Annotated in this window: 21 protein-coding genes and 1 pseudogene; 17 read left to right on the plus strand and 5 right to left on the minus strand. The window is 69.9% G+C overall.

The window, feature by feature from the left end; all coding sequences use genetic code 11:
• The 5 genes and pseudogenes from ABZY11_RS14450 to ABZY11_RS14470 form a co-directional block, all read left to right on the plus strand.
• A pseudogene (locus ABZY11_RS14450) lies at positions 1 to 589 on the plus strand (hydroxymethylbilane synthase); the annotation flags it as partial.
• Between the two features lie 224 nt (positions 590 to 813).
• The gene (locus ABZY11_RS14455) at positions 814 to 1,617 is read left to right on the plus strand and encodes a glycosyltransferase family 2 protein (RefSeq protein WP_356479433.1); all 804 of its coding nucleotides are present in this window, start codon (positions 814 to 816) and stop codon (positions 1,615 to 1,617) included.
• A 27-nt stretch (positions 1,618 to 1,644) separates the two neighbouring features.
• Complete coding sequence (locus ABZY11_RS14460) at positions 1,645 to 2,421, plus strand: PIG-L deacetylase family protein (RefSeq protein WP_356479434.1); 777 nt, start codon at positions 1,645 to 1,647, stop codon at positions 2,419 to 2,421.
• 45 nt (positions 2,422 to 2,466) lie between these two features.
• The gene (locus tag ABZY11_RS14465) at positions 2,467 to 3,585 is read left to right on the plus strand and encodes an NUDIX hydrolase (RefSeq protein ID WP_356479435.1); all 1,119 of its coding nucleotides are present in this window, start codon (positions 2,467 to 2,469) and stop codon (positions 3,583 to 3,585) included.
• A 123-nt stretch (positions 3,586 to 3,708) separates the two neighbouring features.
• Positions 3,709 to 4,533: a 5'-3' exonuclease H3TH domain-containing protein gene (locus ABZY11_RS14470; RefSeq protein ID WP_356479436.1), complete on the plus strand. Its 825-nt coding sequence runs from the start codon at positions 3,709 to 3,711 to the stop codon at positions 4,531 to 4,533.
• A gap of 135 nt (positions 4,534 to 4,668) precedes the next feature.
• Here the strand turns inward: ABZY11_RS14470 and ABZY11_RS14475 are convergent, their stop codons facing one another.
• Positions 4,669 to 5,160, minus strand: coding sequence for a GNAT family N-acetyltransferase (locus tag ABZY11_RS14475; RefSeq protein ID WP_356479437.1), 492 nt, complete (start codon positions 5,158 to 5,160; stop codon positions 4,669 to 4,671).
• A gap of 305 nt (positions 5,161 to 5,465) precedes the next feature.
• Here ABZY11_RS14475 and ABZY11_RS14480 point away from each other — a divergent pair, with 305 nt between their 5' ends.
• The gene (locus ABZY11_RS14480; RefSeq protein ID WP_356479438.1) at positions 5,466 to 5,882 is read left to right on the plus strand and encodes an NUDIX hydrolase; all 417 of its coding nucleotides are present in this window, start codon (positions 5,466 to 5,468) and stop codon (positions 5,880 to 5,882) included.
• 332 nt (positions 5,883 to 6,214) lie between these two features.
• On the opposite strand, the gene ABZY11_RS14485 is transcribed toward ABZY11_RS14480, so the two are convergent.
• The gene (locus ABZY11_RS14485) at positions 6,215 to 7,375 is read right to left on the minus strand and encodes an XRE family transcriptional regulator (RefSeq protein ID WP_356479439.1); all 1,161 of its coding nucleotides are present in this window, start codon (positions 7,373 to 7,375) and stop codon (positions 6,215 to 6,217) included.
• 321 nt (positions 7,376 to 7,696) lie between these two features.
• Here ABZY11_RS14485 and ABZY11_RS14490 point away from each other — a divergent pair, with 321 nt between their 5' ends.
• From ABZY11_RS14490 to ABZY11_RS14535, 10 genes are all read left to right on the plus strand, one after another.
• Entirely contained in the window at positions 7,697 to 8,971 is a 1,275-nt protein-coding gene (locus ABZY11_RS14490; protein ID WP_356479440.1) for a hypothetical protein, read from the plus strand.
• An 11-nt stretch (positions 8,972 to 8,982) separates the two neighbouring features.
• On the plus strand, positions 8,983 to 9,900 hold the full coding sequence (locus tag ABZY11_RS14495) for an aminotransferase class IV (RefSeq protein WP_356479441.1): 918 nt from the start codon (positions 8,983 to 8,985) through the stop codon (positions 9,898 to 9,900).
• Positions 9,897 to 10,571, plus strand: coding sequence for an HAD family hydrolase (locus ABZY11_RS14500; RefSeq protein WP_356479442.1), 675 nt, complete (start codon positions 9,897 to 9,899; stop codon positions 10,569 to 10,571). Before ABZY11_RS14495 ends, ABZY11_RS14500 begins: the two co-directional genes overlap by 4 nt.
• The gene (locus ABZY11_RS14505; protein ID WP_356479443.1) at positions 10,571 to 11,761 is read left to right on the plus strand and encodes a glycosyltransferase family 4 protein; all 1,191 of its coding nucleotides are present in this window, start codon (positions 10,571 to 10,573) and stop codon (positions 11,759 to 11,761) included. The genes ABZY11_RS14500 and ABZY11_RS14505 overlap by 1 nt, the downstream gene beginning before the upstream one ends.
• Positions 11,758 to 12,855, plus strand: coding sequence for a hypothetical protein (locus tag ABZY11_RS14510; RefSeq protein WP_356479444.1), 1,098 nt, complete (start codon positions 11,758 to 11,760; stop codon positions 12,853 to 12,855). Before ABZY11_RS14505 ends, ABZY11_RS14510 begins: the two co-directional genes overlap by 4 nt.
• Positions 12,852 to 13,673 carry an inositol monophosphatase family protein gene (locus tag ABZY11_RS14515; RefSeq protein WP_356479445.1) on the plus strand — a complete coding sequence of 274 codons (822 nt, stop codon included), beginning with the start codon at positions 12,852 to 12,854 and terminating at the stop codon, positions 13,671 to 13,673. The genes ABZY11_RS14510 and ABZY11_RS14515 overlap by 4 nt, the downstream gene beginning before the upstream one ends.
• Positions 13,664 to 14,416: a class I SAM-dependent methyltransferase gene (locus tag ABZY11_RS14520; RefSeq protein ID WP_356479446.1), complete on the plus strand. Its 753-nt coding sequence runs from the start codon at positions 13,664 to 13,666 to the stop codon at positions 14,414 to 14,416. The genes ABZY11_RS14515 and ABZY11_RS14520 overlap by 10 nt, the downstream gene beginning before the upstream one ends.
• Positions 14,413 to 15,375, plus strand: coding sequence for a phosphotransferase (locus tag ABZY11_RS14525; RefSeq protein ID WP_356479447.1), 963 nt, complete (start codon positions 14,413 to 14,415; stop codon positions 15,373 to 15,375). Before ABZY11_RS14520 ends, ABZY11_RS14525 begins: the two co-directional genes overlap by 4 nt.
• Positions 15,375 to 15,935, plus strand: a complete 561-nt coding sequence (locus ABZY11_RS14530; protein ID WP_356479448.1) for an NUDIX domain-containing protein — start codon at positions 15,375 to 15,377, stop codon at positions 15,933 to 15,935. Before ABZY11_RS14525 ends, ABZY11_RS14530 begins: the two co-directional genes overlap by 1 nt.
• Positions 15,936 to 16,337: 402 nt before the next feature.
• On the plus strand, positions 16,338 to 17,168 hold the full coding sequence (locus ABZY11_RS14535; protein ID WP_356479449.1) for an endonuclease/exonuclease/phosphatase family protein: 831 nt from the start codon (positions 16,338 to 16,340) through the stop codon (positions 17,166 to 17,168).
• A 761-nt stretch (positions 17,169 to 17,929) separates the two neighbouring features.
• Here the strand turns inward: ABZY11_RS14535 and ABZY11_RS14540 are convergent.
• The 3 genes from ABZY11_RS14540 to ABZY11_RS14550 all read right to left on the minus strand — a co-directional run bounded on the left by ABZY11_RS14540 (position 17,930) and on the right by ABZY11_RS14550 (position 21,208).
• Entirely contained in the window at positions 17,930 to 18,982 is a 1,053-nt protein-coding gene (locus ABZY11_RS14540; protein WP_356479450.1) for a hypothetical protein, read from the minus strand.
• Between the two features lie 298 nt (positions 18,983 to 19,280).
• The gene (locus ABZY11_RS14545; protein WP_356479451.1) at positions 19,281 to 19,658 is read right to left on the minus strand and encodes a hypothetical protein; all 378 of its coding nucleotides are present in this window, start codon (positions 19,656 to 19,658) and stop codon (positions 19,281 to 19,283) included.
• A gap of 545 nt (positions 19,659 to 20,203) precedes the next feature.
• Positions 20,204 to 21,208 (minus strand): hypothetical protein, encoded by a 1,005-nt coding sequence (locus ABZY11_RS14550; RefSeq protein WP_356479452.1) that lies wholly within the window; start codon positions 21,206 to 21,208, stop codon positions 20,204 to 20,206.
• A 475-nt stretch (positions 21,209 to 21,683) separates the two neighbouring features.
• On the opposite strand from ABZY11_RS14550, the gene ABZY11_RS14555 reads away from it, so the two are divergent.
• Entirely contained in the window at positions 21,684 to 22,292 is a 609-nt protein-coding gene (locus tag ABZY11_RS14555) for a hypothetical protein (protein ID WP_356479453.1), read from the plus strand.
• Positions 22,293 to 22,450 lie beyond the last annotated feature (158 nt).

A 22,450-nucleotide genomic window follows, 5' to 3' on the forward strand; every position in this document is an offset into this window, starting at 1 on the left:
CGCCGACCTGCCGCCCGGCACCCGGGTCGGAACCAGCGCACCCCGGCGAGCAGCCCTCCTCCACGCGCTCTACCCCGAGCTGGTGCCGGTTCCGGTCAGAGGGAACGCGGACTCGCGGCTCTCCGGCCTTGATGCCGGAACTCTGGGTGTGGACGTCATGATTGCCGCGCTTGCCGGGCTGTGCCGGCTGGGGCTTGACGAGCGGGCCTCACAGATCCTCGACCCGGCCCAGTGGCTGCCTGCATCGGGCGCGGGAATCGTGGCCATCGAGCACCGTGCCGACGACCGTGACACCGGAAGTCTGCTGGCCACGCTCACCCACGGTCCGACCCGCATCGTGCTGGACGCCGAACGGGCCGCGCTCGCCACCCTGCACGGCAGCTGCTTGACCGCCGCGTCCGTCCACGCCGTCCACGACCCAGTGGCCGAGAGCGTGACCGTGCATGCCGTCCTCCTGGATCCGGACGGCGGCCCCCCGATCCGCACCACCACCTCGAGCCCCGCCACCCAGGCAACCCATACCGGACAACGCGCGGGCCACCAGCTCCTCGACGCGGGCGCAGCCGCCCTCCTGGGTGAATCGTCATGACAGGGCACACAGCCCCGCGGGAGCGCCGGTCGGTGTTCGCTCCACCTCAGGATCCAGCCGGCCAGGGCCCCGGATTACTCACCGGCGCCACCGTTGCTTCGCCCGCCAGCCTCATGCCCCATCAGGAGCAAGACAACGTGCCAGCACGCCTCCCTGTCGTACAGGTAGTCCTCCTGTCAATGAATGACAGGCCCGACCAAGAGCGCGCGGCTCAGGCCACGTTGATGGCCCAGCAAGGCGTCGATCTGCAGATCTGCGTTGTCGGCAACGGCTGCGCCCCCGACATCGTCCCTGCCGGGGCCCGCTCGGTGGCTCTGGAGACCAACGTGGGTATTCCCGGGGGCCGCAACACCGGAGCCCGCGCACTCGCCGATACAAGCCGGCCCGACGACTACCTGTTCTTCCTGGACAACGACGCGACCTTCCCCGCCGCCGATGTGCTCGCCCGGCTGGTCGCTGAAGCGGACCAGCACCCCGAAGCCGCCTACGTCCAGCCGCGGCTGACCGGACCGGACGATGTGACCACACCGCGCCGCTGGGTGCCCCGGCTACGGACCGGTGATCCGGGCAGGTCCGGAACGATCACCACGATGACCGAGGGCGTCGTCCTCGTCCGCCGAAACGTCTTCGACGCCCTCGGAGGGTGGGAGGCAAGCCTGTTTCTCTACCACGAGGGCCTCGATCTGGCCTATCGATGCTGGGCAGCGGGGTACACCGGCTTCTACGCGGCCGACATCCGCATGCACCACCCGGTGACCAGCCCGGCGCGGCACGCCCTGTTCCACCGGCTCGCGGCCCGCAACCGGATCACGGTCGCCTACCGCAACCTTCCCGGCTCGCTCATCCCTCTCTACCTGTCCGTCTGGACCGTCATCACCCTGGTGCGCTGCCTGCGCGGCGGCGGAACGCGCGAGTGCCTCGCCGGCATGCGGGAAGGCTGGGCCGGCCGCCGCGACCAGGTGCGCCGCCCGATGTCCTGGCGCACCGTGGTCCGGCTCACCAGAGCCGGCCGCCCGCCTGCCATCTGAACCACCCTGACGACAAGGAGCACACCCGTGACATCCCCTCCCCCTGTTGTGCCATCCCTGCTCGGTGTGTTCGGTCATCCGGACGACGAGAGCCTTCTCGCCGGCGGCGTGCTCGCCCGGCACGCCGCCGGACATGCGCGTACCGCTGTGGTCACCATGACGTGGGCGCCCGAGAGCCCGCGGGCCACCGAACTCGCCGACGCTCTGCACGTGCTCGGCGCAGGCGTACCGCGGATGCTCGGATACGGCGACGCCCGCAACCCGCATGCAGCACCCGGCCAGCCCCGGCTCGTCGACGCACCCTTGGATGAGGTGACCGCTGCCCTGGTACGCCAGATCCGGTCCTTTCGTCCCGATATCGTCGTAACGCATGACGCCGTGGGCCAGCTGACCGGTCATCCGGACCACCGCCGCACCCACCAGGCCACCCTCCTCGCCGTCCACGCGGCGGGACTCTCATGCTTGTACCCGGAAGCGGGTGATCCCTGGCAGCCGAGCGACCTGTACTGCGCCACACACCCGGAGTCGGGGGTCGGCGGCCTGGGGCCGCTGCTGAAGAGCGTGGGCAAGCAGGTGCTCGCGGTCCCGGACACGTACGCCACCACCGCGATCGACGTCACCCCCTGGCTGGAGCAGAAGGAAGCTGCAATCTTCGCCCACCGCGGGGAGGCCGCCCGTGAGCGGTCGCTGCCCGGGCTCCTCGCCCGCCTCGGGGAAGATACTCGCCGAACGGTGATCGCGACCGAGTACTTCACCCGGCTCACGCCCGGCCCCGTTCCAGGCATGCCGCATCAACTCACTTGACCCACACCTCCCTTGGCCCGAGCGGACACTTCTGATCGGAGAGACATGACGCCGACTACCCCTCCGGGCGAGCAGCCCCGCAGGCCGATGAGCGACGAGGAGTACGCAGTTCTGCGGGCTCGGGCCGCGCTGTGGGCCGGTGCGTCCGCGCTGATCACCAATCGGCTGGGAAAAGTGCTCATCCAACATGTCGACTACCGCGACACGTGCCTGCTGCCAGGTGGGTGCGTCGACAAGGGAGAGTCACCCGCCCACGCCGCCGCGCGCGAAGTGATGGAGGAACTGGGCATCGTCACCGTGGCCGATCGGGGCCTTGCCGTCGACTGGGTCTCCGCCGAGGGCTTCGGCGCGCGCCCGTCTGTGCGGTTTCCCGGCGAGATCGTGCACGTCTTCGACGGCGGCACCTGGGACGAGACCCGGATTGCGAAGATCCGCCTGCCCGATCACGAGATCACCGGTATCGAGTTCGTCGAGCCGGCCCAGCTCCCCGACAGGCTCTCCCCCAGCGATGCACGGCGGGCTCTGTCCGCGCTGCGCGCCCGGATCAACGCCGCCGGGACCGTGCTCCTGGAGAACGGCCTCCCGATCGCCCCCACCATCCTGGACCGCCTCGCCGTCCTGCGCACCGCCCGCACCGAGCTCCACTACCCGTGGCACGAAGGCCCATCCCCGCACGAGCGGACGGTGACCAAGGTCCAGGGATGGCTGTTCGCACCGGACGGACGCGTACTCGTCCTCCTCGAACCCGAAACCGGCACCGCCCATCTACCTGGAGGTGTGCCCGAGCCCCAGGACCAGGGCAACCCCGCGTCGGCACTGTGCCGCGAGGCCGCTAAGCACGCTGCAGCCCTGCTCAGAACACCGTTGCTCCTCGGACACCTCACCAATCCCCGCACGCGACACACCCACCTGCGCTACGCCGCGAGGTTCACCGACACCGGTGCCCCACCCGCCACCGGTCCGAACACGGGTCGCAGCCACACCCGGATCCTGGCCACCCCGGAACAGGCCACGCAACTCTTCGACTGGGGCGAGCAGACCACCACCCAGCTTGCCGCCGTCCACCGGGGCCGCCGACGCCTCGGCCTCCCCAGGGCCGCTCCCCAGCCCGTCACCGAACTCCCCCGGCCTTACCAGCAGTCCGCTGTGGCGTCGCCTCTGTGAACAGCCGTCCCGTCCGCGCGCTCAGTGCCATCAACGCAAACCCTGACCATCCGCACCAGATGCCCGGACCACGCGGTCACAGGCACCTACCAGCACGCCCCGCCCCCTGGAGGTCACCCCGCCATGACCGCTCTGCTACTCGTCGACGGCCACTACCTCCTGCACCGCGCCTGGTACGGGTTCGCCGCCCGCATCACCAGCCGGGACAAGTCCGTCGACCGTACGGGCGTCTTCGGGTTCACCGCACTCCTGCGCAAGGCCCAGGCCCAGCACGCCACGGACTTCGAGATCTTCGTGGTCTTCGACGCCGAGGACGGCTCACAGGCACGCGCCGGACAGGACGGCGCCTACAAGGCACAGCGGCCCGCGCCGGAGCCCGGCCTGATCGAGTCCCTCGCCCTGGTCAAGAACGCCCTCGACCACAGTGGCGTCCGGTGGATCGAACTGGACGGCTGCGAGGCGGACGACGTCATCGCGACCCTGGCCACCCGCGCCCGCAACGACGGCCGCGCGGTCGACATCATGACTACCGACAAGGACTACATCCAGCTCCTGGCCGACCCGAGCGTGCGGTTGCTGAACACCGGCCTCGCCCAGAACCACCGCTACACCGCCGGTGAGCACATCCTTCCCCGCTACGGTGTTCTTGCAGAGCAGTGGCCGGACTTCCGCGCGCTGATGGGTGACCCCGCCGACAACATCGCCGGCGTCCGAGGTATCGGTCCCAAGACCGCCGCCCGCCTGCTGGCCGACGGCCGCCGGCTCGAGAACATCCCCGCCGACGAGATCCGCCCGGACTGGGCCGAACAGTGGCCGCAAGTCCTGCGCTGGCGCGAGATGATCAAACTCGACACGAAGACAGACCTTCCCGACAACCCGCTCACCGCTGTGCACACCGGCCCACTGCCGAGAGCCGCGCACGTCCTGGAAGCGCTGGACCTGTGGTGACCTGGGTCCGGTTGCTGGCCGTGGGTGCCTTGGGAGAACTTCGGCTTACCCGGGGTCCAGAATCGCTTCGCCGATGACGTCGTTGTCGTCGGCGGGCGAGACGGCCAGAGCTGGCCCGGCCAACACAGCAGCACGTCACAGATCTTTGCGAAGTGCTCGGTTGACGTCGGGATTCCTGTCGGGCCGGTATGAGGTGATCGGCGTGTATCCCTGAGCGCGGTAGAGAGCAAGGGCCGCGGTGTTGGCGACGCCGGTCTCCAGTTGCGCGCACGTGGCACCCCTGAGTTTCGCGTCGGCTTCCAGACGCAGCAGGATCTCCCGCCCCAAGGACTGGGCACGGGCTTCAGGGCGGACGTACATCCGTTTGATCTCTGCGGTCTGGGTATCCATGAACCACCATCCTCCGCAACCGAGCCCGATCCCTTGTTCGTCTTGTACCAGCAGGAACAACCCGTGCGGGGGCACGAACCGGGAGATGGGCGTGTCGGCGGGGTCATCAGCGAAGCCGTACATCGAGCGCTGTTCGTCGTAGAGGCCCAGCAGCAGTTGTTGGACTCCCGGCTCGTCGTACGGAGCGGGAGTCATCGCCCACGCGGGCGGGAGACCTGGATGGGCGGAAGGTGTCATGGACCTGATAGTGCCCGGTCCACGGTGTCCAGGACATCGCTTCGCCCGGCGGATCGCAGGGGCCGGGTCTCGCTGCGACGGTCCCGATGTCCGGGGTGAGGCGTCCGGGGTGTGCGAGATGGATACCGTGCAGGACGGCAGACACCGCCCAGATTCACCAGCTTCGTGGCGCCTCCGAGACGGGCCATCGTCGCCGCCAGCACGGACGGGTGACCGTCCGGAGCGTCGTTCGGTTCTACGGCGGTGCGCCAGGGCCGCCCGCTCTGTGGACGACTGTCCGATATCGTCGTCGGATGGATACACGCGTGACCGGCATCGTCATGCAGCATGGCAGGCTTCTGGTGCTGGACCAGGACACCGGAGGGCCCAGAAACTGGTCTTTGCCCGGAGGTAAAGCCGAGGACGGCGAAACGCTGGAGCAGGCAATGGTCAGGGAAATGCGTGAGGAGACCGGCGCCGACGTGGAAGTGGGCCGGCTGCTGTATGTGTGTGACAACACTGATGCTGGTGTCCTGCACATCACGTTCGAGGTCCGCCTCGTGGGCGGGGGGATCGGGTCAGTTAAGGAGAACGCGGACACACGGCCGATCCGAGGTGTCGAGTTCGTTGGGCTGGAGGACCTGCCGGCCCTCGGATTCAGCAACCGGTTCGTAGAGTTGTGCCGGAACGGGTTTCCCGGAGCCGGGGCGTATATGGGGCCGAAGTCCGCCATCGGGCTGTGAGCCGGCGGGCGGACCTGGCCGCATCCCGTGCTCCTTCGAAGCCTCGGCCGTCGCCACTGCAGAGGCCGATGGCCTCATCATCACCAGCCACCGTCCCCCTCAGCCTGGCTCGCCTCCCCCGCTCCCCGGGCCCGTCCACCACCGTCCCGTGTCCGCTTTCAGTTGGCTGGGAGCGCGGGCCGAGAACTTCCTCACCTGGTCCGTGCCATGCACCGCGCCGGGCACCGGCCTCCGCGAGCGCCAGCAGGAGGCGTCCGCGCGGCTTGGTGGGATTATGGCCCGATACTGGCTGATCCTGTGGACTCAACTGACCGCGTTGACCTGTGGCGAGTTCAGGCTGCCGCCCGAAACGCGTACAGGAGCTGCTGGACGTCCTGCATTTTCTGGTGCGGCTCGTATTGGGGCATGAGGGTGGTGATCTGCCGGGTGCAACGGGAGGCTCCGATGCGCTGTGCGAGCAGGAGGGCTGCGTGGGCGGTGGCGGCGCTTTGGTCGATCTCTCCCTGTTGAAGAAGGCTTTCGGCCTGGTAGGTGAGAAAGACCGCTCGGGTCTTGTCCCGGGCGGTTGGCAGCAAGGCCATGCCTTGGGTGATCTGGTGGAGGGCCGGCCCGGTCTCGCCGAGGTCGATGAGGCATCTGCCGGAGTCCACAGCGAGGTCGGCGTGGCCGTACCAGGAGGCCCAGGCGGGTGGTGCGGCTGTGGCGGTGTTGAGGGCGTGTTCGGCGGCGCTGAGCGCGCGGCGGCAGGCTCGGGCTTCGCCGTTCATGGCCAGCGCGCGGGCTTTGCGGAGGTGGAGCAGGGAGCAGGCGGTGGGGTCCTGTGTGCGTGTCAGGGCGTGGTCGAGGACGTTGACGGCTGCGGTCGCCTGGCCGAGCCAGATGCTCTGGTAGGCCAGGTCCGCGAGGATGCCGGCGCCGCGGTCGGTGTCGCAGGCCTGGTGGGCTGCGTGGAGAGCGGCGCTCCAGTAGTGGCCGGCGGTGGTGTGGTGCTCGTGGTCGAAGCGGTGCCAGCCGATGGTCTGGGCGAGGGAGGAGGCCAGGGTGTGCAGGCGGGTGCCGGTTTGAGGGGTGTAGCGAGAGGTTTCGAGCAGGCCGACGACGGTGTCGTAGTAGCTGTCGAGCAGTTGTGCGGTGTGCTGGCGGTCGGCGGTGGCCATGCTCGTGAGGTGCCGGGCACTCGTCTCCAGCCAGCTGATCATTTCGGGGGCGACGGCTCGTCCTTCGGCGGCCGACGCGGCCAGGGCGGGGTCGAGCGTGGCCCACTGCTGGGCGAGGGCCGTGAAGGTGGCGGGGGCAAGTCCTAGGAGGGTGCGTCGGTTGAGCATGGCGCGGCGTTGGGCCTCTCTGAGTGCGGTGACCGTGGCCCCGGTGCCCAGGGGGATGACGGGCGCTTCGGTTCCGGGCAGCCAGTACGGCCATCCCATCGTGGTCACGTGGTCGTGGTCGACGTCGAAGACGTCGGCGATGAGCAGCTGAAACCAGTGGTCCGGCACGCGGCCCCCCGGGCGTTCCCACCGGTCGACTTGCTGCCTCGTCGTGCCGGCCCTGCGGTCGCGGTGACGAGCTGCCTGCCTGATTGCTTCAGCGAGGGCGCTCTGGGAAAGCCCGTGCAGATGTCGGGCGACGGCCAGCGGGTGCAGGGGGCGCGTTTCCACGGTTCCATCTCACCATTCACCAACGGGGCGAGAAGTCGAAACGATGCTTTCCGGATGACAGCCGGATGACACTCGAACACTGTTTCCACTGGCGGGAGTTGGGTGTACTCGCCTCCCCGGCACCGACGGTGCCCCATCGGACCCGATCGGAGGCCCGACGTGGATATCAGGACGCTGAACACCCTCACGCACGAGCTGGACGGCGCGGCCAGAACGGCACAACGCGGCATGGTGCTGCCCCACGCGGTGTTGCCGCTGGACGCGAAGCTGTCTGAGCGCTGGGATCGCTTCTACGCCCGGCCGGGTGAGCGGCTGCGTCACGTGGAGGAAGGACTGTGGCGGCGGACGCAGGATCCGCGCAACGCCGATCAGTCCGGGTGGGCCGATCCCGGCCATGCCCGGCGACGGATCCTGCACTACCGATACGAGTTTGTCGCCGACCCCACGATGGGGCTGGTGCTCGCGCAGATGTACGTCTTCCACTCCTGCGCCTATCCCGTACCGGAGGCCGCGGTCCACCACGACCGGGTGAGCCAGGCCCTAGCCGCCGGCGGGTGGGCCGAACTGGGTGAGGCTACGTGGCGGCGCGGGTCGCTGCGGTGCACGGTGGCCGTCCACGATGTGCATCCGCAGGACGTGCGCGCCGGGCGGCGTATGCCGGACGGCTACCGGCACGTGGAGGTGACGGTCCGTTCTGTCGGCTACCGGCCGGCCGGGCCGCAGGAGACGGAGTTGCCGTGGAAGGTCCTGGCCGGCGGTATGCGGGTCAAGGACCGGCGCGGGGATCCGGAGATCGCCGCGGACCTGTCCGGCCTGGCCGACTTCCTGCCGTTCCAGGTCGAGGTCGGGTGCGGCATGTCCGTCGAGGCGGGGATACCCGCGCTGCACCGGCTGCACGAGGTGTACCGGGTGACCGACCGGGCCGACGGCTCGTTCGTCCTGTCCCCCGGGGCGGACACCTTCCTGACCGAGTTGCTGGGCACTCCGCAGGAGAAGCTGCCGGAGCTGGTGGAGATGTTCGGTGCGTGCCTGGTGGCAGAGCCGACGCCGGGACACCGTGTGCTGCGCGCGCTCGCACGGGCCGGGCACCTGGTCGGGCCGGTCATCACCAACAACTTCGACGGCCTGTTCACCCGGCTGGGCATGCAGGAGTGCTATGTCCGCCGCTACGACGAACAGGTCCCGGATGTGCCGTTTCGGCCCGAGGCCCGGGCCCTGCTGGTGATCGGCAGCCACGCCGACCGGCGGCGGGTCCAGGCCCGCGCCCGCGAGCGCGGGCTGAAGGTGTTCTTCCTCGACCCCGAGGGCTTCGAGGAGAGGGGCATCTTCCGCCCCTACCCGATCGAAGGCGCCCGCGAGGGCGACGTGCTGTGCCGGCGCGAAGCGACCCCCGCCCTGACGGAGCTGGCCACGCTGCTCGGCGTGGGCAACTGAGGAGGACACCCGTGACAAACCACCCTGACCTGATCTGGCTCAATGACCGTATCTGCCCGTGGGACCAGGCCCGCGTTCATGTGACCTCGGAGACGGCGCTGCGCGGCGTGAACGTGTTCGAGGGGATCCGCGGCTACTGGCAGGCCGGACACGGCCGGCTCGCTGTCGTCCGCCCGGCCGCGCACCTGGCCCGCCTGGAGCAGTCCGCCGCGCTGATGCGCATCCCCCATGCGGGGCTCGACGCACAGGTTCGGGAGGGCATGACGGCTCTGCTCGCCCGGCTTGCCCCGCGCCACGACGTGTACCTGCGGCCCACCCTGTATGTGGAGGACGGCCGTTACACCGACGACCCGGACTCCGTCGTGACCGGCCTGTACATCACATGTGTGCCCGCTCCGCCTCGGCCCGGGCGGGCGGCGGCCTGCCGGATCAGCACGTGGATGCGGATCCCCGACCGGGCCCTGCCGACGGCGGCGAAGACCGGCGCCGCGTACGCGGCGTTCCGGCTGGCCCGGCTTCAGGCGCAGCAGGACGGTGCGGACGAGGCAATCTTGCTGAACGAGCGGGGATTGGTGGCGGAGACGGGCGGGGCGGCGGTGTTCGCCGTCATGGGAGGCACGCTGGTCACCCCGCCGCTCGGTGACGGGCTGCTGGACTCCGTCACCCGCGGCGTCGTGCTCGCTCTGGCCGACCGGCTCGGTTTCCCCGCGCAGGTGCGCTCGCTGCCTCCGGACGAACTGATCGGTGCGGACGAGGTGTTCCTGACCGGCACCTTGGACGAGATCCGGCCGGTCGCCTCGATCGACGGGCAGGCCGTCGGCGACGGCACCACCGGTGCGGTGACCGGTGCGGTGCGCCGGGCCTATCTGGCGATGTGCACCGGGCAGGCGGCGCCGCTGGACGCGATGTTCACGGAGGTCCTCGCATGAGCGGGCCTGTTCCCCAGGCAGTTCTGCTGGATATCGGCATGACGCTGATCCACCCCTCGGGCACGGTGATGGCCGAGGAACTCTCCGCTCACGGCTGGCCCGGGACGGACCCGGCCACGGCAAAGGCGGCGCTCGCGGCGGCGGCCGAGGCCCACCACACCGACTTCCCCCGCGGCCTCCAGCGGCGCACGAAGCTCGGCCACGCCTGGGCCGACCTGCTGAACGTGGACCGGGAGTCAGGGCTGGCGGCGTGGACGGCGGCCGAGGCCCGGCCGGATCTGTACGGCGACCTCGATCCGGAGGCCATCGCCGTACTCACCGCGCTGAGGGGTGCAGGGATCACGACGGTGGCCGTGTCGAACTCCGACGGCACCCTCGACGAGGAGCTGGACCGGTTCGGTCTGCTGGGCCTGTTCGACGCAACGGTCGACTCCACCGCCTTCGGCCGGGCCAAACCCGACTCGTCGATCTTCACCTCGGGCCTGGAACGCGCCGGATGCACCCCGCAGGATGCGGTGTTCGTCGGGGACGGGCTGATCAACGACGTCTTCGGAGCCCTCGCGGCGGGCATCGGCCGCACCGTGCTCTACGACCGGCACCGCGTGTGGCGCGCGCTGCCGGTACCGGTGATCCACCGGCTCGGGGACCTGCTGCCGCTGGTGGGCTGCTGATGCGTATCTGCCTGGTGTCCACGACCTACCGTCCCCGGACCGGAGGGATGGAGACCCACGTGACGAACCTCGCCGAACAGCTGGCCGGGCTCGGCCACCAGGTGACCGTCCTGACCAACAGGGACCACCACAGCCAGCCGCCCACCGCCACGGAGCACGGTGTCGACGTGATCCGGGCAAGTGCGCTGCTCAACGCCTTCACCGAGCACGGTGTGCCGTGGGAAGAGGCGATGTTCGGCCTGCTGTCCGACGTCGCTCCGCTCCTGGCGGACCGGCCGTTCGATGTCGTGCACACCCACACCCAAGCAAGCCTGCTACTGGCGTGCCTGTCGGGGCTGGCCGCGCGCAGCCGCTCGCTGGTGGCTTCCTTTCACGAGACCCGGCCCGAGACCGAGCCCTGTGGTGCCGAACGATCGCGGTTCATCGCCCATGCCTGCCAGCCCGACCTTGTGCTCGCCGGCAGCCGGCGCTTCGCCGACCAGGCCCTCTCCTTCGGCTACCCCGAAGGCCGTATCCGCACCGTGCTCATGGGCACCCCGGCCACCCCGGTGCCCGAGCCTCGCCGGCGGGCGGGAGCCCGCACGGAACTGGAGCAGCGGTCCGGCGTCCCCGCCGACGGCACGCTCGTGGTGTGCGTCAGCCGCTACACCCCGCGCAAGGCCCAGCACCGCCTTCTCGACGCTCTCCCCCACCTCGCGGGCGCGGGCGCGGGCCTGGTGCGGGTGCTGTTGATCGGTTCACGCAACGGCTCCGACCCCGGTTGTCTTGACCTGCTCCAGCAGCGGGCCGCCGAGGCCGGCGACGCCGTCACGATGCTGCACGACTGCCCCGACCCGCTGCGCGACCTCGCGTTCCGGGCCGGTGACATTCTCACCCAGCCCAGCACCCACGAGGGTCTCGGCCTGGCCGTCGTCGAAGGCATGCATCACGGCCTGCCGGTCGTCGCCACCGACACCCACGGCCTGAGAGAAGTCGTCACCGAACAGACCGGCATCCTCACCGATACCGCCGACCCCGGTACCTACGCCGCCGCCCTGGCCCGCCTGGCCGCCGACCCGCATCTGCGGGCCCGGCTCGGACAGAACGGACAGCGCCGGGCCGCCGAGCACTTCGGCATCCACCGGTGCGCCCAGCACACCCTCGACGTCTACCGCGAGGCGATCTCCCTCCGTACGGCAGGAGCATCATGAGTAAGCAGACCCTCGGCATCTACGGGCCGCTGCCCGGCGACCGCAGCGGCGTGGCCACCTACATCGCCGACTCCCTGACCTCCCTCGCCGCTTACTACGAGCCCGTCCGGGCCGAACCCGGCACCGACCCGGACCAGTTCGACCGGGTGTTGTACCACCTGGGCAACAACGCCATGCATGAGGCTGCGTTCGGGGCGCTCGCCACCCGGCCCGGGCCGGTGATCCTGCACGAGTACAACAACCTGGACTACTACCTCAGCAGCTGGGACCGGCTCTCGAACGGTGAGCAGGACCGCTTCCTCGTCCTCGCCGGCCGGTACCTCGGCCGCCGCTTCCGCGACCGCGCCGAGCTGGATTATTACCTCGACGCCCACTCAGAACTCGACCGCTACAGCATGGACATGGGCGTGGAGAGCATCGCCATCGAACAGGCGACCCAGGTACTCGTCCACTCCCCCGAAGCCCGCCTCGTCCTCGCGCGCCGCTACCCGAAGGCCCGCATCCAGCACATCCCGTTCGGCGTCCACCCCATCACTCCACCGGACCGGACCGAGCTGTTCGCCGCCTGGGGCCTGCCCGCCGATGCCTTCGTGTTCGCCACCTTCGGCTTCCTCGGCGCATACAAACGGATCGGCCCGCTTCTTCAGGCGTGGCGGCAGTGGCACGACCGGCCCGCCGACGCGGTCCTGCTCCTGGCCGGCGAGGCCCGCGACGGACTCGACGTCCCCGACGACCCCACGATCGTCCACACCGGCTACCTGCCCGACCCGGACTTCGACCAGTTGCTGGTGTCCGTGGACTGCGCGATCCAGCTCCGCGGCCCGTGGCTCGGCGAGAGTTCCGGCCCGCTGACCAAGCTCCTCGCCCACCGCCGCCCCGTCATCACCAGCGAGATCACCGGTCTGCGCCTCCTCGCCGATACCCACGACGTCACGTACGTGCCCGTCGGTAACAGCGAGGTGGACGGCCTGACCGACGCGCTGCGCGCCAGGTACGGCCTGCGTCCGCCCGTGCCCCGGTTCGACGCCGGGTATGACTGGAACATCTGGGCCGCCGCCGTATGCACGGCCACGTCCCAGGCGGCGCCGGTATGACCGCCACCGCCTTGCTCCCGCCCGAAAGGCCCGCTGAAGCCGTCACCGGACTCCTCCTGGACGCCGTCCACGCCGCTGGCCAACGACTGCTCGCCACCTGGCCCGGCGCCGGCGGCCGGCCGGCCGCGGCCACCAAGCCGGACGGCAGCGTGGTCACGGACGCCGACCTGGCCAGCGAAGCGATCCTCACGGCAGCCATCCGCACCGTCGCCCCCGGAGCCCACATCGCCGCCGAGGAGAACCCCGCAAGCCACCACTGTCCCGGCCCGGACACAATGGTCTGGTTCCTCGACCCGCTCGACGGCACCCGCCTCTACCTGAACGGCTCCGCCGACTTCGCGATCCTCCTCAGCGCCTGGCACGCCGGCCGGGCGCTGCTGTCCATCGCTTCCTTTCCCGCCGCCGGCATCGTGGCCGCCGCCCGAAACGGCACGGTCTCTTTCACCCCGTCCGGCCCGCCTCCTGCGCGGCTGCCCGTGCACACCTGCTATTGCGACCCGCCCGGCCTGCCCGGCGTGATCCCCGCGGATCTCTCCCACCTGGTCGACGCCTACGAGTCCACCCGTGCCCTCGTCGATGTCGCCCGCGGGCACGCCGCCGGTGCCGTCGCCCTGATGTGCGGGCACCGCACTTGGGATATCGCCGCCCCCGCTCACCTGATCACCACCGCCGGTGGAACCGTCACCGACGAACACGGCGCCCCGCTGCACCTGACCGGTTGCGACGTCACCGCCCGCTACCTAGTCGCCGCCACCACCCGGACCCTTCACCGCCGGCTCCTTGCCGCCCTCCCCCAGGAACTGAACCCGTGCAGCTGACCCCGTCTCCCGACCACTGGGCCGACACTTTCTTCGACGAAGGGTTCGAGGAGACCTTCGCCGCGCTCGGCAAGTACGACACCACCGCCCAGGACCTCGCCGCCCTCACGGCCCTGCCCGCGCTGCGCCCCGGCGCCCGCATTCTGGACGTGCCGTGCGGGGCCGGGCGGCACGCAGGCCCCCTGGCCGCCGCCGGCTACCGCGTCACCGGCATCGACAGCGCGCCCGTCCAACTCGCCAACGCCCGCCGCCTGTGGCCCACCGTCGACTTCCATCCCCTGGACATGCGCACCCCGCCGCCCGGCCCGTACGACGTCGTGCTGAACCTGTGGACCTCGTTCGGCTACCTGCCCACCCCGGCCGACGACGCTGACGCCCTGACCGCCTGGCGCCGCGTGCTCGCCCCGGGCGGCACCCTGGTCATGGAACTGACCACCCGCGAGCGGGCCGAACACGAAAACCGCCACGCGGGCGAGGCCATCAGCACGAAGACAGCCGTCGTCGGCACGGTCACTGAAACATCCTGGTACGACTGGACCGAGAGCCTCGCCCACGTCACCTACAGCCGCCCCGGATGGTCCCGTACCTGCCGCACCCGCATGTACACCCGCGCCCAGCTGCACACCATGCTGACCGCCGCCGGTTTCACCCGCATCGCCTTCCACGGCGACTTCCGACTCGGGCCCCCCGCTCCCGCCAACCGCACCGTCGTGATCGCCACCACCCCCGGAGCCACCCCGTGATCCACCGCCGCGACGTCAACGACATCACCGCCCAGGCCGAGCAGCAACTCCTGGCCGCCCATGGCCTCGGCCCCGGCGATCTCCTCGCCGCCGGCACCGAAGCCAAGGTCTACCCCCTCGGCGCCGACCAAGTACTGAAGATCTACGCCGACCCCGACGGTACCCAGGCTGCCCGGCTGCGGACCCTGAGCACCTTCTACGACCGGCTCGACCGCACCAACATGCCCTACGCACTGCCCGTGATCCACTCCGTCGAACGGCACGGACCGCTCCTGGCCACGCGCGAAGCACGCCTCGCGGGACGCCCGATGGGCGAAGTCTGCGACTTGACCGAACCCGGCAGCGAGGCCCTCTACCTCGACGCCGTCACCGCCCTAGGCACCCTGTCCCTGGCCGGCGGCCTGGGCCACCGCATGCTCCTGGCCAATCCCGAAACGCCGGGAGCCGAACCCGGGCTCGGCTGGCATCCGTTCCTCACCAGAATGCTCGACGACAAACTCGCCACCCTCACCCAGACCCTGGCCGCCGACGTCCCTCACCTCGACGCCGTCGTCAACGAACTGCGAGCCCGGCTGGCAGGCACCTACACCGGCCCCGAGGCCGTCATCCACGGCGACCTCTACCCCGACAACATCCTGATCGACGACACACAACGCATCACCGCCGTCATCGACTTCGGAACTTTCACCATGACCGGTGACCCGCTCTACGACATCGCCGGAGCCTGCGTCTACTACCGCCAGTACGACCCCGACCGGCTCACGGCCTGGCGACGCCTGCTCGACCAGGCCACCGACCGCGTCCCCGCCGGCCGCGCCCCTCTCCTGCGCGCGTACGCCGAGATCACCGCGATCCTCTCCTGCGACCTGTATCCGCAGGACGACCGGCCGATCCAGGCCACCGGCCACTACCAATGGGCCGTCGCCGTCCTGCGCGATCTGAACTGGCAGAACCCCTGATGGCCCTACCGTCCCGGCCCGGCCCCGACGCCGGCACATGGCTCCCGCCCGAGCAGTACATCCAGACCCTTCCCCGCGCGACCTCGTACGCATGCCTATACCTGCGGACCCCCAACGGCCTGCCCCTCCTCCTCCGGTCCCGGATCTACCGGGCCGACGGCAACAGGCAGATCTGGCAGTATCCCGGTGGGGACCTCGAAGACCAGGAGTCCCCCGGCACCGCCGCTGTCAGAGAGACCCATGAGGAAACCGGTCTCACCCGCCGGTGCGGCCGCCTCCTGGCCGTCCACTTCCACCCGCCTGAGCCCTCATGGCCCGCCACCAAGCACGGGTATGTGTTCGACGGAGGCACCCTGAGCCCCGCCGAACTGGCCGCTATCCGGCTTGACCCCACCGAGCACACCGAATGGGCCACCCGCCCACTGACGGAATGGGAACCCGTACTTCCACCACGCGCGTTCGACCGGCTGCGCCGCATCGACAAGGCTGCCCGGACCGGCACCACCGCCTACCTGGAACACACCCCCGACGACGCCGGCCCCGAGGGAACAAGCCCCTAGCCCAGCCAGCCTCGAACCGAGGCTACGGGCACAGATCATCAACCATTTGCCCTGTGCTATGCCCGAGGAGACGTCACAACGCTGACGGATCAGTACCTCGGACCCGGCTCACACTCGACTTCGCCTTCCACGTCGCCAATCTGCGGATTGGCTCAAGGCCCAGGTACCGAGCACCGGCGCAATCCGCGCGTACGAGAAGGCCGTCTTCCAGCACGTCGGCCCGATCCGCCAAGCCGGACACTGGTCCGGCAAGGTGTGCGACGAGATCGTGATGGACGCCGTGGCCGTGGAATGAGCACCCGGCTCACCGCAACAAAGAGATTCCCCGTACAGGAGGCAGCACCGCTGACTACGGTCGGCGTACCTCATCATCCAGAGCCATCACCAGGTGGAGGTCTGACCATGAAGCTGCGTGTCGTCTCGTTCAACTGCCTGTTCGGCGGCTACTCCGGGCACGGGTTCGGCGCGCCGGAGAGGTGGGACGCCCTGATGCGGTTCCTCCGCAGCCTGGACGCGGACATCGTGGCGCTCCAGGAGTGCAACGGATGGGATGTCCTGGGCAAACAGCGGCTGCACCGGGCCGTACGCGATTGCCGTCTTGCGGGCGGTGTACTGGCCGAGGCGAACGTGACCACCGCCGGCCATCGCTTCCACACCGCCATCCTTCACAGCAGCCGGGTCAACATCGCAGCTGATGGAGCCAACCGGCAGAAGTACCATCACGTGCTGGGATGGGTCGATCTCTATGTGCCGGGCCTGGAGAAGGTGTTGGAGATTCGCAATGTCCATCTGGACCCGTTCGACGCGGCCGGGCGCATCCACGAGGTCGAACCGCTGAAGATCCACGGGGCCACGGGCCGCTTGTCGGTGGTACTGGGCGACTTCAACACCGTTCCGCCGGCTGCGCCCCAGCCGCCCTGGGACACGCTGCCACCTCACGCGCAGCTGCACCACCGTGAGGTGGCCGACCCGACGCACATGGCCGGCACGGCGGCCGAGGTACTGGTCTCGGCCGGAATGGTCGACCTCGCCGCACTCAAAGGCCAGGCCCGGACACCCACAGGCGGATTCGATAGCTGCGATGTGGCTCGCCGCCAGGACCTGATCCTCCTCAGCCAGGACCTGGCCCCCCTCGCCACCGCGTACCACGTCTACATGGAACCGATCACGGACGAGTTCTCCGACCACGCTGCGGTCGGCGCGGTTCTGGACCTTGCGCCTTTGCTCTCCTGATCGCCCGGTCGCCATCGCGGTCCATGAACGGGTAATCGCCAGTATCTGCCCAGCGCGGGCCGGGGAGACCGATTCCGCTGCTTCCGCTTCGGGGTGAACGCAGCCACTGGTTCAGCGACTACAACACGCACCTGGGCAGGCCTACCGCTTGAGACCAACCCAGAGCCTTCTTCCGCCGGATGGACGAGCTGGAAGAGCCAAGGGGGCGCCTTCCGCGTGGGCCGGAGGGGAACCACCTGCGCACCGAGGCGGCGTTCTGTCAGCCTGAACGCGGCGGGCGCCTGGTCGGCGGGCATGCCGCTGATCCGTTCGAAGAGCCAGCGACAAGCGGTGAGCGGGCACCGGTCGTCTCCGGGAAAGTGGCCTGCTCGGCGACTGGGCGTCAGCCAGTCCTCCGTGGGCAGCAGCTTGTTGTTGTCGAGGTAGCGCCGACGTTCGTAGTCGATGGGCAGTTGTGATCGTCCAGGTAGCGGATCGACCCTCGCGCTGCCGGGCAGGCATTCGGAGAATTTCCTCCCACCGGCAGCCCGGGTGATGTCCCGCTCGTCTTTCTACCGAGGAGATGCCCGAGTAGGCCGTTATGGCGGGAAGCCTCAGGCCGTTGGTGGTGCACTTGCGGCGGTAGACAGCCCAGTGGGTGTCGTCGCCGATGGAGTAGCAGCCCGCCAGCATGGTCACCACCGCCACGGCGACGACAGGGGCCGCCACCTGCTGACGACGGCCTCGGAGAAGGGCATGCTCCGCATGTTCAGGTCCTGGTCTCAGGCCCGGGATTCCAGCAGTTCCAGAAGCGTAGTGGTGAGTCTCAGGCTGAGTTCCTCGATCGCGCGGATCTGGTCTCTCACGGGGCGTGGGAGGTGGCCGTGTTCCCAGTTGGTGATGGACTGGCCCGGTGGGCGGGCCGCCCAGGCACGTTCCAGGTCGGCGGCGAGGGCGGCCACCGAGTCCAGTCCCACGTGGGCGACCGCGTTGACCGCCGCGCCGAGCGGGTCCGAGACCGGGCCGAGCACGGCGTTCGAGGGCTGTGCTGTGAGGGTGAGCACGGTGGCCTGCACATGCGGAATCCGGACGATTCGCTGGATCCACATGGGGCCGTCAGCTCCGTCCGGCAGTGGCGGGTGATCAGGCTCGGCCACGAGTGTCAGATGTACGGCGCGGGCATACTCCTGGTGCGCCGGTGTCGGCTGCCACAAACCTGCCTGCACGGCCAGGTGCAGCCGTTCCACCTGCTCGGTGGCCCACCGGAAGTCTCCGGCCCACTCCGGCTCCAGGTCGGGGTTACCGGCGGCCCGTACCCTGCGCACCGCTGTCCCCAGTGCCAGGGCTCCGGCCGGCGTGCTGTCCCAGACACCCGTCAGATCCCGGCACTCCGTAATGGCTTGCGCGACAGCCGCGCTCACAACTTCACGTGCCCGCCTCCGGCTTCTGGTGTCCTCGGCCAGGCGCCGCCAGTCGCCGGCCTCCCGGTCGCTGTCCAGCGGACCGTCCGCCAGCCGGTGGGTGTGTACTCCGTCGACCCAGCCGAGCACCAGGGGCAGTTCGACGTCGTCGACCAGAACACCGTCCTGCCACGCGGCCCGACAGGCAGCCAGGGCCATTACTGCCACGACCGGCATCCACTCGCGGTCGAACTCCCTGGCATCAGGTGCGTCGGGGCGTTCCGGCCGCGGCCCGCCGGGCCCCCGCATCTCTCGACGGTCGTACCCGCAGTGGTGTGCAACCAGGGCACCGCAGGAGATGAGGCCCTGGCTGTACGCGAGCCTTCCATACACGTCGGTGTGCAGTTGCTCCCAGTCCCGCTGTGTCCCGCTCACAGCCCCTGCCCCCTGATATCCCGGATGCGTCTGCTGACGGTATCCGGCGTCAGGGGTTGTGCGGTACCCAGCTCGGTCGGCGTCGTTGAAGGGGCATGGCCCTTGACGTGGCCGGGCAACTGCCCGGGCTGCCGCGGATACGCGGACCGCGTGTTCTGCGCCAGCCCGGGCCCCCGGGCGTCAGCCACCGGTTCCACGGCATCGACGTACGGGTTCTGCGGACTCGGTTCGTGAGGAAGGCCGAGGCCCCCAGTTCTTGACCCCTACGTCCGTACGATATGACTGCTTGTCAGAGCTGTCAGTGGCCGCCCGGAGAACCGGCTGACAGGACCACTCGGTGGGGTTCTCCCGTTGTGCTCATGCTGAACTCCTCCATCAGTACGCGAGCCGCCCGGTCCGCCGTCTCTCCCGGCAGCCGCCCGTACTCATACACCCGCGAGACCAGGAACCCGGCAGCCAGTACGTCATCGGGGACACCCTTGCTCCACTGGTCCGCAGCTTCGGCGTACGTGGCGGCCGTCGGCAGCGGCATCTGTGCCAGCGCCTGCAGCAGGACATGTACGTGATCGCGGGCTCCCTGGTACGTGAGGTCGCCTATACCGAAGGCCGCTTCGCCATATCCGTCCCTGTCGGCCGTAGGCGGGTGAAGTCTGATCTGCATCCAGTTCCAGGGCATGGCCGAAGCCTAGAAGCGGTCGGCGTGCCGCACCGGGCGATCACCGGATTGAGTGAAGGAGTCGTTCACCGCCCTCGGAGGCGTGGTCAGGCCTCCATGTGCCGTCCGGGCGAGCCTCCGCTGCCCCGCGGGCGCAACCGTGGCAGGAATCGGCCGCGCTGGAGTCGTCGGGGAGGTGCGGCGGCCCCGCGTCACACGCGACTGGGCCGCGGGGCCACCGGCCGTTGTTCTGTCAGGAACGGCCTCCGCCCCGACGTTACGGCTTCTGCCCGGTCGGCGCATTTGGGACACGGTCACGCGGCCGGCGCCGAGACAGGAGATACACAATCGGCCTGTCCGGGCCTCCCGGGCACCGGGGCCGCACGGCCGTCCAAGACGGAGAACGGCAACCGAGTCGGGCGGCTACGTCGTTGCGGGCAAGGGGTTCGCGTGCGGGGCGCCAGAGAGGGTCGTCCGTCGTGTCCGGCTGGGTGAGGGAGGCCGCTACCGCCAAGCATCTGTGTCCATCGCGTACGCACTGTCGCTCCCGCTGGGGTTTGCGTAGATCAGCGTGTGGGGGGAGGCGGCGGAGGCGTGGAGGAATCCGCGCGCGGGCCTGTCGGGTAGTGCGCGCCGTCGGGCGTGACGGCAGGGCAGTCGAGCAGCCGGGGGCGCAGGTTCGCCGGTCCTTGGCCGAGACCGGCGGTGTATGCCTGGTCGATGCGAGTGCGGTGGAGGTGGACCAGCAGTGTCAGGTGGGCCAGGGCGCAGGCGTCGGCCCACTCCGCGGTGCCGCACTCGCGCAGCCGGGCGGCATCGGCTTCGCTGAGCGTGCCCATGATGCCCGGGGCGGGGTTTCGCAGTTGGTGCCGAAGCGGAGCCGTGGTCTTGTCGTCGGGGTTCAGGCGGGCGGCCAGGTCGGCCAGGTCGGTCCGCATCCATGTCTCGGGAGGTGCCGACGCATTGGTGGCGGTGTCGTGGAGCAGTTGCCACAGCACCATCGCAACCAGGCGGCCGGCGGGCCCTGCTCCGGTGGGCAAGGCGAGTCGTTCGACCAGCGTTGCGTGATGGGGCACCGCCCAGGCGAGCATCCCCCATGCGAGCAGAGCGGTGCGCAGCAGCAGCGGCTGTGCGGGATCACGTACCACGAGGTCGCCCAGGCGGCGGACGTTGAGGAGACCGGTGGTCACGGGAGCGGGCAGGCCGGCTGTTCCGGGTACGTCGGTGTCGGGCAGGAGCCACAGCCATACGCCGCGCACGGTCCGCGGAATCGCGAAGGGGGTATCGGCACGGACTCCGCCGCGGTGCGCGAGGACGTGAAGCTGGCTGACCATGGCGGTGGGCACGCATCTGTCGGTCCAAGCGTGGCCCTGGAGGCAGCGCAGGACTGCGTCCTCGACGCCGGTGCGCAGCGTCAGGCCGCGTGTGGTGAGGCACCACGGGCAGACGACGGGGCGGTCGAGGTCCCGCCAGGTCTCCGGGTGCTGCACCCGGACGGTGAGGCCTGCGGGCACTTCGATGGTGAGGTCTTGCGGCGCGAGCGAGTCTATCCACCCTGGTCCCTGCGTCACCTGCATACTCCTTGGGATGCTGGTTGGTACTGCGGTTGGCCGGGGCGGGTGTCGCCCCCGGTGCCGGATGCCGTCCTTCCGAGGCCGCTACCGTTCATGGGGATGCTAGCGCCGCCCGGCATCGGCGCCGGGCGGTGGCTGAAAGGCGCTCGGGTACCGGGCGGTGAATCGGTCTGCTTGTCCGGCACAGCCGCAGCCGACCATGATGGGGGTGTGCCGTGTCGGGGGCCGGACGGCTCGGGCGTCCCGCTCCGGCACGTCCGTAGTCCGGCGGCAGCATCGGAGGTACCGGTCGTGTCCGGCCTCCTTAGGGGAGATGTACGGGATGGGCAAGGACAGACAGCCGAGTGGGCAGCAGGCCGAACGGCGGTCACACAAGTGGGCGCAGGCGGTCGACCGTGCCGGTGAGATCGCTGCCCTGGGACATCAGCCGGCGGATACATGGGACGGGCGGGCAATTCGCGGAGTTCTCGCCGTGACGCTCGCCGGCCTGGCCGAGCGGCAGAACCTGACCGCTGCGGAGGTGGATCTCGGCAGCGTCCTGTGGCACCTCGCCCAGGGGCCCGCGACGGTGTATGCACTCGCGGACGAGCTGGGGCTGAGGGCCGAGGAAACGCCGAGGACGGGGGCGGTCGCGGAGTGGGCGTTCTTGACCCGGCGCTGGCCGAGTGCGCCTGCCCGGGACAACGGCGGTGGGATGCCGCGAGGCATCGCGCGGGGCTCAACGGAGCCCGCGGTCGAGGTGACCACCCCATGGGCCGCAACCGCGGTACGGGACGCACTCGTCGACGAGCGGCCGTCCGGACTGCTACCACGTACGCGGGTACGGGTGATCGGCGGTGACGCCCGGGGGCAAGTGGGTGAAGTGGTCGGCCCCGCCTGGTTGCTGGACGACGAACACCGCAACGTGGTACCAGGACCTCCCCCGGGATACGAAGTCACTCTCACGGGTCCTGCCGAGGCCGGGGAAGCGCGGCACGGCGTGGCGGCCGTCATCAGCGGCGGGATCAGCAAGGAAGCCCCAGGGCTTCCCGCCGAGCGCACGATTGTACGGGCGGACGACCTCGGCCCACAGGACGCGTGACGTCTGGGCAGGACCCAAGCCAGGGGCCTGCAGTGGCGGTGACCCGGCTCGCCGCTCGCGCCTCCAGTTTCTGCCCACCGCGGGCCGGGGAAGACCGATTCCACTGCTTCCGCTCCGCCCCGGGGCGAACACCGCCACCGGTCAGCGACAACGCCACG

Origin of the sequence: Streptomyces sp. NPDC006510 (assembly GCF_040611955.1) — a bacterium.
GTDB lineage: Bacteria > Actinomycetota > Actinomycetes > Streptomycetales > Streptomycetaceae > Streptomyces.

Bases quoted from the DNA above. Each gene is read 5' to 3' on its own strand.
- ABZY11_RS14455 (WP_356479433.1), top strand. From the start codon at position 814: ATGGCCCAGCAAGGCGTCGATCTGCAGATCTGCGTTGTCGGCAACGGC.
- ABZY11_RS14465 (WP_356479435.1), top strand. From the start codon at position 2,467: ATGACGCCGACTACCCCTCCGGGCGAGCAGCCCCGCAGGCCGATGAGC.
- ABZY11_RS14470 (WP_356479436.1), top strand. From the start codon at position 3,709: ATGACCGCTCTGCTACTCGTCGACGGCCACTACCTCCTGCACCGCGCC.
- ABZY11_RS14475 (WP_356479437.1), bottom strand. From the start codon at position 5,160: ATGACACCTTCCGCCCATCCAGGTCTCCCGCCCGCGTGGGCGATGACT.
- ABZY11_RS14500 (WP_356479442.1), top strand. From the start codon at position 9,897: ATGAGCGGGCCTGTTCCCCAGGCAGTTCTGCTGGATATCGGCATGACG.
- ABZY11_RS14505 (WP_356479443.1), top strand. From the start codon at position 10,571: ATGCGTATCTGCCTGGTGTCCACGACCTACCGTCCCCGGACCGGAGGG.
- ABZY11_RS14510 (WP_356479444.1), top strand. From the start codon at position 11,758: ATGAGTAAGCAGACCCTCGGCATCTACGGGCCGCTGCCCGGCGACCGC.
- ABZY11_RS14515 (WP_356479445.1), top strand. From the start codon at position 12,852: ATGACCGCCACCGCCTTGCTCCCGCCCGAAAGGCCCGCTGAAGCCGTC.
- ABZY11_RS14530 (WP_356479448.1), top strand. From the start codon at position 15,375: ATGGCCCTACCGTCCCGGCCCGGCCCCGACGCCGGCACATGGCTCCCG.
- ABZY11_RS14535 (WP_356479449.1), top strand. From the start codon at position 16,338: ATGAAGCTGCGTGTCGTCTCGTTCAACTGCCTGTTCGGCGGCTACTCC.
- ABZY11_RS14545 (WP_356479451.1), bottom strand. From the start codon at position 19,658: ATGCCCTGGAACTGGATGCAGATCAGACTTCACCCGCCTACGGCCGAC.